The following is a 16,046-nucleotide window of genomic DNA, read 5'->3' as shown; positions in this document are numbered from 1 at the left end:
AGAAAATAAGAACGTTATTGGATAATCTATTATTGAAATTGAGCCAATTATCTAGTAGAAAGACTCAGTCTTTTAAAATAAAATTGTATTTTTAACCACCATTGAACCATTTTCAGAGGATAGTTATATTATAGTTTCTCGGCACTTACTTCGTCTTCGCTCAGCCATTCATAATTCAATCAACCAATCACCAATTACCAGTACTTATGACCAATTTCGATAGCATCTTTACTACCTCCCAGCAAGCATATTTGCAGTACAAGCAATTGGACTTCCAAAAACGAGCGGATTTTTTAGCGTCAACAGCGAAGGGTTTGGAAGCAAGGAAAGCTGAGGTTATAGCCATTGCTTGTCAAGAATCTAATTTGCCTGAAGGAAGGATTACAGGGGAATTGGGGCGGACAGTGGGGCAGATACGCTTATTTGCCAAACTCTTACTCGAAGGTTCTTGGGTGGAAGCAGTCATTGATACGGCAGACCCTGAGCGAAGTCCAGTTCCAAAGCCTGACATACGGCGAATGCTGACTCCTCTTGGACCGGTAGTCGTATTCGGGGCTAGTAATTTTCCATTGGCCTTTTCCACGGCTGGAGGGGATACTATCTCGGCATTGGCGGCAGGTTGTTCGGTCATATATAAAGGTCATCCAGCCCATCCACAAACATCGCTATTGGTGGCAGCAATCATTCAAGAGGCCATTCAAGTTAGTGGGATGCCTGAGGGTGTGTTTATCCATGTGGAAGGTGGGGTTGCAGCAGGGCAGGCTTTAGTTAGTCATCCCATTGCCAAGGCAGTAGCATTTACAGGGTCATTGGCAGGTGGTAAAGCTATATTTGATGCTGCCCAACAACGGGAAGAACCAATTCCTGTTTTTGCGGAGATGGGCTCTGTTAATCCCATTTTTGTATTGGAAGAAAAGCTTCAGCAAGAATCTGCTACTCTTGCTAAACAATTTGCAGCATCATTGACTTTGGGTGCAGGGCAATTTTGCACGAATCCAGGGTTGATTTTTGTACCAGCAAGGCATGCGGCATCATTCGGAGAGTCGATCAAGCAGGAGTTGGACTCCGTTATACCAGCTGCGATGTTGCATGAAGGGATAGCATCTGCCTACTATGCTTCTTTGAGTCAATTATCCAAGAAAGAGGAGCTTCAATGGTTACAGGTAGCTACCCAGCAAGACATGATCAAAGCCTATCCGGCATTAGCACAGGTTCAAGTGGAAGACTGGTTGAAAGATGACTTGTTTCAGCAGGAAGTCTTTGGGTGTTTTGCGATGATGGTGGTTTACGAGTCAGTAGAAGACTTAGTCGCAGTTGCTAATCATTTGCATGGTCAACTGACCATCAGCATTTGGGCAGAGGGCGAGGAATTGAGTCTACATCAATCTATCATCCAACTCTTGAGCGAAAAATGTGGTCGACTCTTGTTTAAAGGAGTACCCACGGGTGTTGAGGTCGGGTATGCGATGCAGCATGGAGGGCCGTTTCCTGCCACCACTGATAGCCGCTCTACCTCAGTTGGGGCATATGCTATCAAACGTTTCGCACGTCCAATAGCTTATCAGGATATGCCGTCAGAACTTCTTCCGCTTGCTTTAAGGAATGACAACCCTATGGGGATTTGGAGAATGGTTGATGGAGTGTTTGAGAAATGTTAACTATGATGAAAAGACAACTTTGAAAAATTCTTGTCGTTTTTTAAATTATTGTATATTTAAATAAATATTTAGCCAATATGTTGACCAAAATTGAAATTGATGAGAACTTAATTTTTAAAGCAATGGAATTAACTGGCTTGAAAACTAAGGAAGAAACGATTGAAGAAGCATTAAAATTAATTATCAATCTTTCTCTTCAAAAGGAAATTCGTGACTTGAAAGGTAAATTGAAGTGGGAAGGTGATCTTGAAACAATGAGAAGAGATTTATGATTTTGGTAGATTCATCTGTTTGGATCGATTTTTTTAATGGGAAAGATCTTTTTCATGTTAATAAACTATACGACCTCTTAGGAAAAGAGATTATTATTTCGGGGGATTTAATTTGGGTAGAAGTATTACAAGGATTTAAAAACGATTCACATTTTCAATTAGCAAAAAAGGCTCTAGAGTCTCTCCCTTATTACAATTTATGCTCTAAAGATGTCGCTCTTTTTTCTGCCGAGAATTATAGGATTTTAAGAAAAAAAGGGGTTACGATTAGAAAAACTATAGATGTGATTATTGGCAGCTTTTGTATAATCAATGATATAAGGCTTTTACACGCCGATAGAGATTTTGAATATTTGACAAATTATTTAGGTCTGAAAGTAGTTTGAATAAAATATTTTTGAGTTTTCTTTATGATTTAGATATCCTGGGAAATTGATTAAGTTAGTTAATATATGAAAAAAACTTTCCAATGTATTGATGCTCATACCTGTGGGAATCCAGTGAGGGTGGTTGCAGGTGGAGTTCCTTTTTTAGAAGGGAATTCTATGCTGGAAAAGCGACAGTATTTTTTAGAAAACCTCGATTGGATACGGACAGGCCTCATGTTTGAGCCACGGGGCCATGATATGATGTCCGGTTCCATGTTATTCCCTCCACATGATCCTGCCAATGATTTTGGTGTGCTTTTTATTGAGACCTCCGGTTGCTTGCCTATGTGTGGGCACGGTACCATCGGAACAATAACCGTGGCGATTGAGGAGGGATTGATTACACCCAAGACACCGGGTTTGTTACGAATGGAAGCACCTGCCGGACTGGTGTTGATTAGTTATAAGCAGGAAGGGAAGAAGGTAACCTCTGTTAAATTGACGAATGTCAAAAGCTTTTTAGCGGCAGAAGCCTTGAAAATTGAAATTGATGAATTGGGTAAACTGTCCGTAGATGTTGCTTATGGAGGGAATTTTTATGGCATTGTAGACCCTCAGGAAAATTTTCCGGGATTGGAACACTTCAAAGCGGAACAACTGATCTCAATGGCCCGAAATCTACGGCGGGCGATGAATGCCACATATGAATTTATTCACCCTGAATTTCCACAGATTCAAGGGTTATCTCATGTGCTTTGGACAGGTAAACCATTAGACGAACAAAGTACAGCGCGTAATGCGGTGTTTTATGGAGAAAAAGCAATTGACCGCTCCCCGTGTGGTACAGGGACTTCTGCCCGAATGGCCCAATGGCATGCCAAGGGATGGCTGAAACCCGGGGATGATTTTATCCATGAAAGTTTCATAGGTTCAAAGTTTACAGGTAGAATTGAAGAAGTGACTGAAATAGGAGGGAAGCCAGCCATTGTTCCCAGTATAGAGGGTTGGGCGAAGATTTATGGTTATAATATGATTATTCTTGATGATGATGATCCTTATGTGCATGGTTTTCAAGTAATTTAATACTAATTAATCAATTTCGCTTACTGTGAGTCTAATCTTTAATTACAAAGATTTTTGATTTAAATTCTTTCTAGTATCTTTCATATTACATGGAAACAATTAAGGAATTGAATGATCTTCAGATTTTTAGGATAAAGAAAAAGTTAATTGTAAAACTGTCTTTTTTCAGCATTTTACTTGTTTTTTCTTTTGGTATTTTTAATCTATCCATAGGTAATCTGATTCCTGCATTAGTTTTTTTCTTTTTTTTGCCATTGTTTGTTTGGTCTTATTTTTTATTAAAACATGATAAAAATTCATTTGCTGTAGTCAATGGATTAATTGTGATGAATCTTTCTATCTTAATTTTAAATTTTTTTACCAATGGAGGATATACAGGGCCTACTAATTATGGATTTTTTATTATGACGTTTGTTTTGACTCTGGTTTTTTCAGGGTATTTAAAATATACATGGTTGGCTGTTCTTTTGATAACCCATTTTATAATTATGTATCTTGATATTTATAATTTGAAAGAGGTGACCAATGGTTATGAAGATTCTACAAGTTTATTTATTGATCATATTGGAGCTTTTTGGGGTTGTGCCATTTTTGTTTTTCTTGTAAATGATTTGTTTGCTAAAAATTACGTTAAGCAAAGTATTTTGCTGGAAAATGCGTTCAAAGAACTAGATAAAAAAGTGGAAACACTTGAAGAGGTTAATCATGGTAAAAATAGATTACTTGGGATTCTCGCCCATGACTTAAGAGGTCCTATTAAATCCACTGGTCAAATTCTTGAATTAATCAAAAAACAAGAATTAAAGCCCGAGGAGTTTAGAGAAGTTGTTGATGGATTAGAGCAACAATACAAAGAAATAGATCAGACTTTGACAAATACGCTAGAGTTTGTTTTGGCGGAATTGGGTTCAGGTAAAGCTCAGAAACAGCTGCGACAATTCAATCCATCAGAATTTACGGAGGGTTTAATTGCAGCTTTTTCATCAAGAATTCAAGCAAAAGGTATTCTTGTCTCGTTTGAGGTAAATGGATTGGATCTAACACTTCAAATGAAGTTAGAGTTGAATGAACTGGAAGTTATCCTTCGAAATTTGTTGGATAATGCAATCAAATATAGCCCAATGTCCAGCCGGTTGACTGTAAGGTTAATGAAAACAGGTGAAATGCTTCGTTGGGAAATTCAGGATGAAGGTCCCGGTATGGATGAAAACAAAGCTTCTCAATTGTTTAAATTTAAAGTGCAATCTACTGTCGGTACATCCAATGAAAAAGGGGTAGGATTAGGTATGTACTTATGCAAATCTTTAGCGGAGAAAATCGGTGCTGAGTTAAGCTTCACTTCTCAATTAAATAAAGGGACCACATTTATTCTTGAGAAATCTTTAATCCAACAGGAAGTTGTTGAAAAAGGTACTTTTTAGTCCTAGCCAAATTAAGAAGCATACGATTCCCCAAAAAAGATATACACGGTAGAAGTCTACTGTTTCCTTATATCTCGACTCAATTATTTCAGCTTTTTCCAGGCTATCGATGCGATCAAATATTTGTTCGAGTGCATCTCCATCAGAAGCTCTGAAGAATTCACCGCCACCGATACGGGCGATGTCTCTCAAGGTGGTTTCGTCCAGGTAACTTTCAATCATATTTGGTCTGCCAAAAAAGTCAACGCCATAAGGGACCATACCATCTTTACCCACAGCAATGGTGTAAATCTTGATGTCCAAGGCCGCCGCCAATTGTGCAGCGAAGATTGGGTCCACGTTACCGGCATTATTTTCCCCATCCGATAAGAGGATCATAACCTTGGATTTTCCTTCTGATTCCCTCATACGATTGGTACCAGCAGCAATGGCCGAACCAATAGCCGTTCCTTTGGCATCCATCATATTGAAACCAATATCTTTGATCAGGTCGGTCAAGAGTTTATAATCTGTCGTCAAGGGGGCTAGTGAATAAGCCTCACCAGCAAAAATCACCATACCAATCCTGTCGCCAAATCTGCCGTTGATAAAGTCTGTTGCAGTCTCTTTGGCTGCTTCCAACCTATTTGGACGGAAATCCTGCAAGTCCATTGATTCTGATATGTCCAATACCAGCATGATGTCGATACCTTCCGTGTATTGCTCCACGCGCTCATTTGTTTTTTGAGGACGGGCTATTGCTACTATAATCATCCAAAGCCCCAAAAGGAAGATGATTCCTGGAATCAATCGTAAATACGTCCAAGGATTATTTTGTGCTACAGAGCCGGGGAGAGAAAGTTCTAAAACAGGGTTTTTTAGAAATTTGATAAACTTCCGAAGGAGCAATAGCATGGGAACCGCCCAAAGTAAATGGAGGGCCCAAAGATTTTCCCAATCAAATCCACGGAATGTATCCGGTAGAAACCACAGCGCTTGAAAAAATTCTCCTACATTACTTGCGTTCATCCGTACTCGTGATTTTTTGTTGGAAAGAATTCGTGCAGATGCTCATTAAGTTTTGGCAGGCACGTGGAAGATCTTCTCCTTGTTTGCCTGCGTAGATAATCAGTTCAATAGCACGGAAATCCTTAATGATATCTTTGTTTTCTAAGAAATCGGCGATTTCGGTCGTGGTCCAATCGGAGAATGGCTTTTGGTTGAGGTGTTCCATATAGGCTTTCCATAAGCCAAGTAATTGATCTGCATTTTCTGTACTCGGATTGGATGCAAAAGCCGTTTGTGCTTCCTCCCAACGCTTTTCAAAACGTTTGTATTTCCTCTTCTCCAACCAAAGTTGCCACTGATGACCAAGTTGCTTCCCAAAGAAGAAAATAACAATTCCAGCAAGTATAGCGATGCCCACTAGCACACCGATGAGTAAAGGATAATTAAAATCTCCACTAATCGGCTGATAGACATTGTTGGGTAGAAATATCGGTTCCTGTGGGATTTCCGCGATGGTTAGCTGTAAATTGATAGATGCTTCTTCTGGATAGTATTTTAAACTGTCATATTTGAAAACCTCGTAAACAGGTACAGCTAATGAGCTGACAGGATCTAAAGAAAAGTTGGAAACGAAATATATTGCGGAGTCGAGTGTGATACCATCTGTGGTAGATGATATAAATGATTTCTTTTCCAACAAAACGAAAGGTCCGAAATCAAAGGTGGTGTCTGCAAACACGATATTCTTTTCTCGTGGGTAGGTCGCTTTCAATACATAGGCAACTCGTTCGCCCAATTTGGCAGAATCTTGCATGAAATAGCCATCCACCTTCACTTCTTGCCCAAATGAGGGCAAAGCGAAAGTAAAAAGGATGCATGCGATAATGGATACTAGTTTAGCCACGTTTCATCGTACGGTTACGCTTCTTGAAGAGTTCCATCAAGGGAAGGACAATATCTTCCTTGGTGTCTATTCCCAAGTAGTTGATTTGATTTTTTTTGCAGAGCTCCTGCAGATCTGCTCGTTCGGTGGTAAAGGCATTGGCTATTTTTTTGGAAACTGACCCGAATGCGGTATTCACCCAAGTGACTCTCCCTTCTTCTTTATCGTAGATAGGGATAATTCCCAGGGAAGGAAGTTGGGCTTCCCGTGGGTCTGTTACCTGAATAGCAATTACATCGTGTTTTTCTGCCATTGCACGGAAAGGCCTTTCATAGCCCTCATCGATAAAGTCAGAAATCACAATAATGATGCTACGCTTTTTGATCAGGTTGAGGGCAAATATAAACATCTCCGAAAGATTGGTTTTCAGAGATTTATTTTCATGTTTGAAAATGCCTTGGATGATTTTTACGCCTTGTTTGGGGCCTTTGCCGGGAAGGATTACCTTCTCCTTCCTGTCCGAAAAAGACAAGAGTGCAACCTGGGAACCTTCATGGATTGCAGCTAATGTCAACACTCCTGCGATCTCTTTACCAGCATCTATTTTTTTTCTTCTAGGATCTCCAATATCTTGTGAACCGGAGATATCCAATAAGAAGTACACAGATTGATCTTTGTCTTCTTTGAAGGTTTTGACGAAAGTGCCGTGGCCCTTGGCGGAAACCTTCCATTCGATGGTCCGCACGTCATCCCCATATTGGTAAGGGCGCAGGTCATCGAACTCTAATCCCGAACCCTTGAATACAGACTGATAGTCCCCTTGAAGGTGATTATTAGCTATCTTGCGAAGCATGATTTCGTACCTGCGAAGTTTTTTCAGTAGTTGGTTCATGGAATCAATTTCGGATGCCTAATTTAAGGCAGTCTTTTGAAATATAAAATGGATTGGGGATGGTTGGTGAGTTTATTAAGAAGATTTAGGAGTTTTTTGCAGAGAAGTCCATTCAGATGTAAGATTATCATCAAACAATCCACAAGAAATCATATATTGTCTAAGGAAACTAGGACACACTATTACTTTAAAATTGTTCTTATTGTAAAAGGATTGAGAAAAGATAGTGTGTACTCGATCATAAAAATCAAGAACATATGATCAAAACAATAGCGCCATTATCAAAGTCTTTGCGCAAATACATAGCGTACTACTACATCTTTGTCAATGAAGAGCGAGATGTGTTGAGTTATGTGGCGTTTCCCCATGTAAATACTTGCATATCATTGTTTAAGGGAGTTAAGATAAAAAGGGAGGATCTTTCCCTTCAAATTTCTTCAAAGGAAGATTTAAAAAATGAAGTTTCTGTTGAAATCACGGGTAAATATACGCAGCCATTTTTTGTGAATTATCAAGGAGATTTCAATGAAATAGCAATCATCTTCAAACCACTTGGAGTGAATCATTTTCTGCAAGATGATTTAATTGAATATGCGCCTGATTTTTCACAGGCACTTCTACTGCCTCATTGGCACACTCTTGCAGAAAAATTGTTTCTAGAGGCTGATCTATTCAAAAGGATTGAGCTTTTGGAATCATTTCTGTTGGAAAATTTTTCAACAATAGATGATTTTATTATGCGGAAAGCCATGCTTCTTTTAGAAGATTTTGAAAAAGATTATACGGTACAAGAGGTTGCAGATTTGTGTGGTCTGACGATGAAGTCTTTACAAAGGAACTTTAAAAGACTACTCACCTGTACCCCTTCAGAATACAAAAGGATTTTTAAATTTCGACACTCTCTTTCTCAAGATGGTTTCCAAGGAGAAATCAAAAAACTTACTGAAATAGCTTTGGAAAGCAATTATTATGATCAATCATATTTTATAAGAGAGTATAAGAAACTAACAGGAAAAAGCCCAAAAGCATTTTTTAAGCGCATCAGTAAATTAGAGGGGAATAAAATAATTTGGGAAGTCAAATAGCTTGTCGCAAAAGTCCAATTTTGCCTATAAGTAGGCCTTTAATTTTGTTTCCAGTTTAGTAAATGGTTCAAAAGTTTTCAGAGGCAATACAAATAAAACCCGAGGATTTAACAAAAGCAGGTTATTCCCTTTATGAGAAATTGGAACACGACGAATTGATTCCATTTGTCAAAAAGAGCCTTCACAAATGGTCCTTGATTTCTATTTTCTTTTACGGTGTGAATCTTGGTCTTTTTGTTTTGGTAGTAGTGTATGCATGGAATGCTATTTCTAAGCATGATATAGCAATAGGTGATTTGATATTCTACTATAGTTTTGGTTTTACAGTTTGTTTGATACTGATTCCTATACATGAATCTATTCATGTCATGGCGTATAAATGGCTGGGAGCTAAAGAAACTTCTTTAGATTATAATCTCAAGAAGTTCTATTTTATGGCATTGGCAAACAATTTTGTGGCTAATCGAAAAGAGTTTACCATGGTAGCCTTGATGCCATTTACGCTAATAAGCTGCTTTTTGATTCTACTGTTACTCTTTGTAGATCATTATTGGCAACTCACAATCCTTAGCACATGGTTATTGCACAGTGCGATGTGCTCGGGGGATTTTGGCATAGTTAATTTTTTTCATATCCATAAAAGCAAACATATGGTGACCTATGATGATACCCTAAACAAAGTTTCTTTCTTCTTCATCAAAAAAACGCGTACTAATGAATAAGCTTATGTAATATTTGCTCATCTATTGACACTAATATTTCAAAACAATAAAAACCTCTATGAAAAAGTATGTATTCATCATCGCGAGCATTTTCTTTATTTTCAATGTTCAAGCCCAAGAAAGCACCTTATTATGGAAGGTGAGTGGGAATGGGCTAGAGTCACCTTCTTACCTATTTGGCACCATGCATATCTTATGTGATCAGAGTATTGTGGAAAAGGCCAGTTTCCAAGAAGCACTGTCCCAAAGTAAACTTTTGGTAATGGAGTTGAATCCTGCCAACCCTGCAATTATGCAAGAGATGCAGCAATTAGCTGTAAACCCTGGATTTGAAAATATCTATACAAATCTACCGGAAGAGGATTTTAAATTATTGGATACCTATCTCTCTGGTAAGTTTGGGGCAGGTTTAGCTCAGATGGGCGTATTGAAACCATTTACCCTGACTTCTATGGTAACGATGGGTTTCTTGGAATGCGAAGAGCCTTTTAGTCTGGAAACTCATTTGGCAGGTTTTGCAACGGAAAGGCAAATGCCTGTAATTGATTTGGAGACAGCTGCCTTTCAGGTGGGAATCTTTGACAATATTCCCGTAGATTTTCAAATTCAAGAAATCATCCGATCATTGAAAGATGATACAGGAAAGAAGGAATTAGATCAAATGATGGAGATTTATGGATCGGGAGATCTTGAGCGTTTATTTGGCTTTATGAAAACAAGTGATTTGATGAATCGCTATCAAGCAGAGATTCTAGATAACCGAAATAGGGCATGGGTACCAACCTTAGAGGAATTGTTTAAGAAAGGAACTTCTTTTGTGGCAGTGGGTGCTGGACATTTGCCGGGTAAACTAGGAGTAATCGCTCTGTTACAACAAAAGGGATATTCCGTAGAGGCGGTTGCTTTGTAAAGCTAACCTTATGGAAGAAAAAGAATTTCTCCATTTAATCAATTCGCATCAGGGAACCATTTTTCACCTCTTGGGCCTATACGTCCCTGACCCTGCCGATAAGGATGATCTCAAACAAGAGATCATCCTTCAGGCTTGGAAAAGCAAAGATAAATTCAGGCAAGAGTCCTCGTTCAATACTTGGCTGTATAAACTATCACTGTATACCATTCTTACTTCCAAAAGAAAGCAGGGGAGAATCCAACAAGTCAATCTTGAAGCAGCGGAAAGTCTTCCAGCTATTGAAAAGCCCGAACAAAGACAGGTAGACCTACTCTATGCCTGTATCGCAGGTTTGGATGATGTAAGCAAAACCATCATTACCATGCATTTGGATGGATTTTCCAATGCAGAGATAGCAGCCTTTTTAGGCGTTTCGGTAAACAATTTGGGAGTAAAGCTGCACAGGATCAAAGAAAAAATAAGCACTCACTTAAAAGCAAGCAAGCATGGAGATAGATGACCTTTGGAGAGACATGAAGGAAGATAAAGGTATCCACCGAGAGACCTTGACTTTAAAAAAAGTGAATGAAAGTAAAAACCCTATAAGGATTTTACGGAAAAACTTACTGGCTAATCTGGTGTTTGGGCTGGTAATTTCTGTGGGTGGAGTTTATTTGATGTTTCTTTTTCAGGCGATCAGCATACAATTATCCTTGGGAGTATTAATTCTGGAATCTCAATACTTTCATTGGCGAATATACCAACGCATAAAAGCATTTAATCAATTACTGAAAAATTGGGATCAGCCGATCTTACAAACCTTACAGGAGCAACTGACACTGACTCGTAAAACACTGCGCATGATTGAAGTCAGGTCTATGATTTTCTTGCCTTTGGCTTATTTGGCAGGTCTACTGGTTGGTGGGAGTGGAGATGGGGTTAGTGCTGATGATCTGATCATGGATGTGTCTTTTTTACTCCAAGGAATGGGTTTGGCTTTGTTGACCATGCCGCTGATTTACTTCCTTATGAAATGGATGCATAAGAAGGCATTTGGGGATTTTATTGAGCAGACGGAGAATATTCTAAAACAAGGTGATCGGATAGTATGAAATAGTGTACGGAAAGTGACCATAATCGGACAATTTATTTTGCAAAATGCCTTTTTTGAGCACTTAAGTACTTATTTTCAGTACTTGCATGCCTTTAGTTTGTATTTTCAAAAGTGAAATCAGAAATAAAAAAATACTTCAAAAGCTATCAATCATTTTAATCACATACTAAACCTTTACATATCTAATGAATCTAGTAATCAACAACCTCAATAAACAATACGGAAACGGGGTGCATGCCCTGAAAGATGTTAGCCTCACCATAGGTAAAGGAATGTTTGGACTCCTAGGGCCTAATGGTGCCGGGAAATCTTCTCTCATGCGCACACTAGCCACCCTGCAAGATGCAGACAGCGGGAATGTTCGCTTAGGCGATATTGATGTTTTAAACGAGAAAGATAAAGTTCGGCAAGTATTGGGCTATCTTCCCCAGGAATTTGGGGTGTACCCAAGAAGCTCAGCAGTGGAGTTATTGGACCATTTGGCACTATTGAAAGGGGTGAAAAATTCCGGCGAAAGAAAAGAGTTGGTAAACTACCTCCTTCAAAAGGTGAATCTTTTTGAACACAGAAAAAAAGCTGTGAAATCATTCTCAGGAGGTATGCGGCAGCGTTTTGGGATTGCCCAGTGTTTGATAGGGAATCCCAAATTGATTATTGTGGATGAGCCTACTGCAGGCTTGGATCCCGGAGAGCGCAATAGATTTTACAACCTCCTGAGTGAAATAGGAGAGGAAGCCATTTTGATACTCTCCACTCATATTGTACAGGATGTACGCGAACTCTGTACACAAATGGCAATCATGAATAAAGGAGAGGTCCTCTATCATGGTGGTGTAGATCAAGCCTTGGAGTTGATTGAAGGAAAGGTGTATGAAAAAAGCATTGAAAAAGGCATGCTTCCGGAATACAGAGAAAACTACGCGGTAATCTCAGATAAATTGGTGGGAGGAAAACCATTGATTCATGTGTTTGCGGAAGAAGAGCCCACCAATGACTTTGTCAAAGCGGAGGCAAATTTGGAAGATGTATTCTTTGCTAAAATCAATCAACTGGTCTAAATCTCTATATCATGTTTGTATTCTTAAAAAAAGAACTAAAAACCTGGATCAAGAGTCCTATGTTGTGGATTTTTTTCCTGGTAATCGGACTATTAGTATTTGGTGCGGTCAGCAGTGATGATATTCAGATTGGAGGCGCAAGTACAAGTGTCAAGAAAAATGCCCCGTCTGTTATACAACAATACTACGGGATCATGTCCTTGATTGCTTTGTTGATGACTACCGCCTTTATGAATGCTACCGCCAATAGGGATTTTGAATCGGGTTTTTCAGGAATCCTTTTTTCTTATCCTATCAAGCGTTCATCCTATTTCTTTGGTAAGTTTTTAGGAGCGTATTTGATTGCCCTGATCCCTTTGTTGGGGATTTCTGTAGGGGCTTTGGTCGGCCCGTTAATGCCTTGGGCTGATCCTAATAGGTTTGGGCCTGTTTATTGGGAAGGGCATATTCAGGGATTTCTCAGTTTCGGGATTCCCAATACATTTATCATTGGGGTCTTGACTTTTGCACTTGCGGTAACGTTTCGGAATAACATGGTCTCTTATATCGGAGCCATGGGTTTACTGGTGCTCTATGCCATTGCGGGTAATTTCATAGCAGATATAGAAAAGGAATGGTTAGCTAATTTACTGGATCCATTTGGCTTTTATCCAGTTGGACTGGCCAATAAGTATGCTACCGTAGAAGAATTGAATACCACGGCTGTTTTCCTGAAAGGGGATTTGTTGATCAATAGGCTTGTGTGGGTAGGTGTAGCAGTTGCATTCCTGTTAGTATTATACGCACGCTTTTCTTTCCAGCAAAAGAATGAAAAGGTCAAAAAAGAAAAAAAGGCAACCAAAGCTTTGTCAGAAACCTCGCCTGTATTGGAAAGACCTGCTGTGACCATCGATAGCGGGAATAAATTTTCATTTGCTGTATTTGGAAGACTTGTATGGTTTGAGTTGAAGGCCATTGTCAAGAACCAAACATTTCTGATTATCCTGATAATTGGTATTATCAATCTCATTACTGGGCTTACCTTTTTTACGGGCAGGTATGGCAGTAGTAATTATCCACTGACCTATGATGTGATTGACAGCATTTCAGGAGCATTTTATTTGTTCCTTATCGGTATCATTATCTTCTATTCCGGGGTATTGGTTTGGAGGGATAGAGATGCCCATTTGGATGAGATCAAGGATGCCACACCGGCTGCGACAGGTTTGTTTCTTTCATCTAAGATACTTGCTTTATTGATCAGTATTCAACTGATTCTGATGATGACCATTGTCATTGGTGTTATTGCCCAGAGTTTCTATGGATATTTCAATTTCGAATTGGGAGTTTATGCCCGTTCTTTATTGGTCAATGACTTCTTGTTTTTTACTTATCTGACGGTATTGGCTGTATTCTTCCATTACCTGATCAACAATCGTTACATAGCCTATTTTGTTTTTGTGGTATTTATTATTGCCTCCGACTATGTACTAGAACTGCTTAAAATAGAATCCTTGATGTTAAGTTACGGTGCTGTCTCTAGTGGTTCATATTCGGATGTCAACGGCTTTGGCCCATGGGCCACGGCTACTGCTTGGTTTCAAGCTTATTGGGGTGCTTTTGCATTGTTACTGGTGTATATTGCCTATCTCTTTTTTACTAGAGGAAAGACTACTGCCCTGGTCGGCAGGTGGAAAGATGCGCGAGAGCGGTTTGCAGGTTCGAAGGCTGTCTTTTTCGTTTTCATTGCTGCGTTCCTTGCCATAGGTGCACATGTGTACTACAATACCCAAGTACTGAATACCTACAAAACAAGCAAGGAATGGGAAGATATTCGGGTAGCTTATGAGGAAACGTATAAGGTACACGAGAATATTCCTCAGCCCAAGTGGGTTAGCATGGATTATCGTATTGAGCTATATCCTGAGGATAGGGATCTGACTTTTGAGGTTGTGGGTGTGATGGAAAATAGGACAGATGGGCCGATCAGTGAAATACACTTTACCATGTCTGAATCAAAAAGCAAGTTTCAGATCACGATAGATGAAGCGTCAATAAAACTGGATGATGATCAATTGGGCTACCGGATTTATGAGCTGGCCCGGCCTTTACAGCCTGGGGAGCAACTTACCATGAAGGTTTCGGGAGAAAAGCGCACCCAAGGATTTGAGAATAGGGTTACCAATACCAGTATTTTAAAAAATGGTAGCTTTTTTTACTCCTATGAAATGGTTCCTAGCTTTGGCTATCAGGCAAGTAATGAATTATCTGATCGCAACAAAAGACGGAAAAGAGGACTTCCAGAGAAGAAACGCATGCCGGTTTTAGATGAAAATAATCTGGAAGCGAGGAATTTTCATTACATAGGAAAGGACAGTGATTGGATCACGGTGAAGTCAGTGATAGGGACATCTTCCAATCAGATTGCAGTGAATCCCGGTAAATTAGTGCGGGAATGGGAAGAAAATGGAAGAAAATACTTCCAATACGAACAGGAGGCGCCCTCAGTGCATTTTACCTCATTCCTTTCTGCTGCGTATCAAGTGGAGAGACAGCGATGGAACGATGTGGCTATAGAAGTGTACTATGTGCCAGGCCACGAATACAATATCCCGAATTTTATCAGCGCCATGTCCCAGTCTCTGGATTACTATACTGCTAATTTTGGTTCATATGATCACAGTCAGCTGAGGATTGTGGAATTCCCGCGATATGCTGGTTTTGCGCAGTCATTTCCGGGAACCATGCCTTACAGTGAGCGTATCGGTTTTATTACAGATCTTCGCAAAGTTACCGAGGATGATATCGACTTGGTATTTTATGTGACGGCCCATGAGACTGCCCATCAGTATTGGGCCCATCAGGTCATTGCTGCCAATATGAGAGGTGCCGAATTGTTGATGGAAGCCATTACCCAATATTCGGCGCTGATGGTCATGGAAAAGGAATATGGTAGGGATAAAATGCGAAAATTCCTCAGATACGAAATGGATGGTTACCTGAGAGGAAGAGGAAGTGAATTTGTGGCGGAAAGACCACTCGTGGAAACCGAGCAGCAAGGATATATTCACTACGAAAAAGGTTCCGTAGCCATGTATTACCTCAAAGAAATGATTGGTGAAGCTCAGGTAAATTCAGCACTTCGGCAGCTTATTGAGGAATTTAAGCATCAGAGGCCACCATATCCTACTTCTATGGATGCGGTAAGGGTCTTTAGAGCGCACACACCTGATAGCTTACAGTATGTGATTGACGATTTATTCCTCAATATTACTTTATTTTCTAACCGGGTACTGGATGCGAATTATACGCAGGAAGGAGAGGAGTACATTGTTGAGTTTACCACTGAGTCCAAGAAATTCAGATCAGACTCTTTAGGGAAGGAAACAGCTATTCCAATTGCAGATTTTATTGATGTTGGAGTTTTTGGATTTACTGAAAACAAAAACCTTTTAGGTGACCCTTTAGTTTATGAACGTTTAAAAGTTACCCAAGAGGGAAATACATTTAAATTTAGAACCAAGGAAAAACCCCATTTTGTGGGGATAGATCCGTACAATTATTTGATTGACAGGGTGCCTGGAGATAATGTGAAAAAAGTAAGTCTCTTGGATTAAATTAATGTAGATAGC

General features: G+C 39.5%; 15 protein-coding genes. 12 read left to right on the top strand and 3 right to left on the bottom strand.

Annotation, left to right across the window (positions count from 1 at the left end; all coding sequences use genetic code 11):
- Positions 1–206: 206 nt before the first annotated feature.
- The 5 genes from IE080_RS11335 (at position 207) to IE080_RS11315 (ending at position 4,802) form a co-directional block, all read left to right on the top strand.
- Entirely contained in the window at positions 207–1,658 is a 1,452-nt protein-coding gene (locus tag IE080_RS11335; RefSeq protein ID WP_189582318.1) for an aldehyde dehydrogenase (NADP(+)), read from the top strand.
- A 77-nt stretch (positions 1,659–1,735) separates the two neighbouring features.
- Positions 1,736–1,930, top strand: a complete 195-nt coding sequence (locus tag IE080_RS11330) for a type II toxin-antitoxin system VapB family antitoxin (protein ID WP_189582315.1) — start codon at positions 1,736–1,738, stop codon at positions 1,928–1,930.
- Positions 1,927–2,316: a type II toxin-antitoxin system VapC family toxin gene (gene vapC, locus IE080_RS11325; protein WP_189582312.1), complete on the top strand. Its 390-nt coding sequence runs from the start codon at positions 1,927–1,929 to the stop codon at positions 2,314–2,316. The genes IE080_RS11330 and vapC overlap by 4 nt, the downstream gene beginning before the upstream one ends.
- A 66-nt stretch (positions 2,317–2,382) precedes the next feature.
- Positions 2,383–3,381 (top strand): 4-hydroxyproline epimerase, encoded by a 999-nt coding sequence (locus IE080_RS11320; RefSeq protein ID WP_189582309.1) that lies wholly within the window; start codon positions 2,383–2,385, stop codon positions 3,379–3,381.
- Between the two features lie 488 nt (positions 3,382–3,869).
- Positions 3,870–4,802: a sensor histidine kinase gene (locus tag IE080_RS11315; RefSeq protein ID WP_189582306.1), complete on the top strand. Its 933-nt coding sequence runs from the start codon at positions 3,870–3,872 to the stop codon at positions 4,800–4,802.
- Here IE080_RS11315 and IE080_RS11310 read toward each other — a convergent pair.
- The 3 genes from IE080_RS11310 to IE080_RS11300 are packed head-to-tail and all read right to left on the bottom strand — an operon-like array spanning position 4,764 to position 7,564.
- On the bottom strand, positions 4,764–5,810 hold the full coding sequence (locus IE080_RS11310; RefSeq protein WP_189582303.1) for a vWA domain-containing protein: 1,047 nt from the start codon (positions 5,808–5,810) through the stop codon (positions 4,764–4,766). The two genes, IE080_RS11315 and IE080_RS11310, sit on opposite strands and share 39 nt — an antisense overlap.
- Entirely contained in the window at positions 5,797–6,693 is an 897-nt protein-coding gene (locus IE080_RS11305; protein ID WP_229800602.1) for a hypothetical protein, read from the bottom strand. Before IE080_RS11305 ends, IE080_RS11310 begins: the two co-directional genes overlap by 14 nt.
- Positions 6,686–7,564, bottom strand: a complete 879-nt coding sequence (locus tag IE080_RS11300) for a DUF58 domain-containing protein (RefSeq protein ID WP_189582300.1) — start codon at positions 7,562–7,564, stop codon at positions 6,686–6,688. Before IE080_RS11300 ends, IE080_RS11305 begins: the two co-directional genes overlap by 8 nt.
- A gap of 257 nt (positions 7,565–7,821) precedes the next feature.
- Here IE080_RS11300 and IE080_RS11295 point away from each other — a divergent pair, with 257 nt between their 5' ends.
- From IE080_RS11295 to IE080_RS11265, 7 genes are all read left to right on the top strand, one after another.
- Positions 7,822–8,649 (top strand): helix-turn-helix domain-containing protein, encoded by an 828-nt coding sequence (locus IE080_RS11295; RefSeq protein ID WP_229800601.1) that lies wholly within the window; start codon positions 7,822–7,824, stop codon positions 8,647–8,649.
- A gap of 62 nt (positions 8,650–8,711) precedes the next feature.
- Entirely contained in the window at positions 8,712–9,371 is a 660-nt protein-coding gene (locus IE080_RS11290) for a DUF3267 domain-containing protein (RefSeq protein WP_229800600.1), read from the top strand.
- Positions 9,372–9,429: 58 nt separating this feature from the next.
- The gene (locus IE080_RS11285; RefSeq protein WP_189582297.1) at positions 9,430–10,281 is read left to right on the top strand and encodes a TraB/GumN family protein; all 852 of its coding nucleotides are present in this window, start codon (positions 9,430–9,432) and stop codon (positions 10,279–10,281) included.
- A 10-nt stretch (positions 10,282–10,291) separates the two neighbouring features.
- Complete coding sequence (locus IE080_RS11280; RefSeq protein WP_189582294.1) at positions 10,292–10,783, top strand: RNA polymerase sigma factor; 492 nt, start codon at positions 10,292–10,294, stop codon at positions 10,781–10,783.
- Positions 10,770–11,375 carry a hypothetical protein gene (locus IE080_RS11275; protein WP_189582291.1) on the top strand — a complete coding sequence of 202 codons (606 nt, stop codon included), beginning with the start codon at positions 10,770–10,772 and terminating at the stop codon, positions 11,373–11,375. Before IE080_RS11280 ends, IE080_RS11275 begins: the two co-directional genes overlap by 14 nt.
- 187 nt (positions 11,376–11,562) lie before the next feature.
- On the top strand, positions 11,563–12,435 hold the full coding sequence (locus tag IE080_RS11270; protein WP_189582288.1) for an ABC transporter ATP-binding protein: 873 nt from the start codon (positions 11,563–11,565) through the stop codon (positions 12,433–12,435).
- Between the two features lie 11 nt (positions 12,436–12,446).
- A complete protein-coding gene (locus IE080_RS11265; RefSeq protein WP_189582285.1) occupies positions 12,447–16,031 on the top strand; it encodes a M1 family aminopeptidase in 3,585 nt (1,194 codons plus the stop codon).
- Positions 16,032–16,046 lie beyond the last annotated feature (15 nt).

The sequence above is a fragment of the Mongoliitalea lutea genome (assembly GCF_014652135.1).
Taxonomy (GTDB): Bacteria; Bacteroidota; Bacteroidia; order Cytophagales; family Cyclobacteriaceae; genus Mongoliitalea; species Mongoliitalea lutea.
The sequence above is the reverse complement of the archived record's forward strand: the minus strand, read 5'-3'. Positions and strand labels throughout refer to the sequence as shown.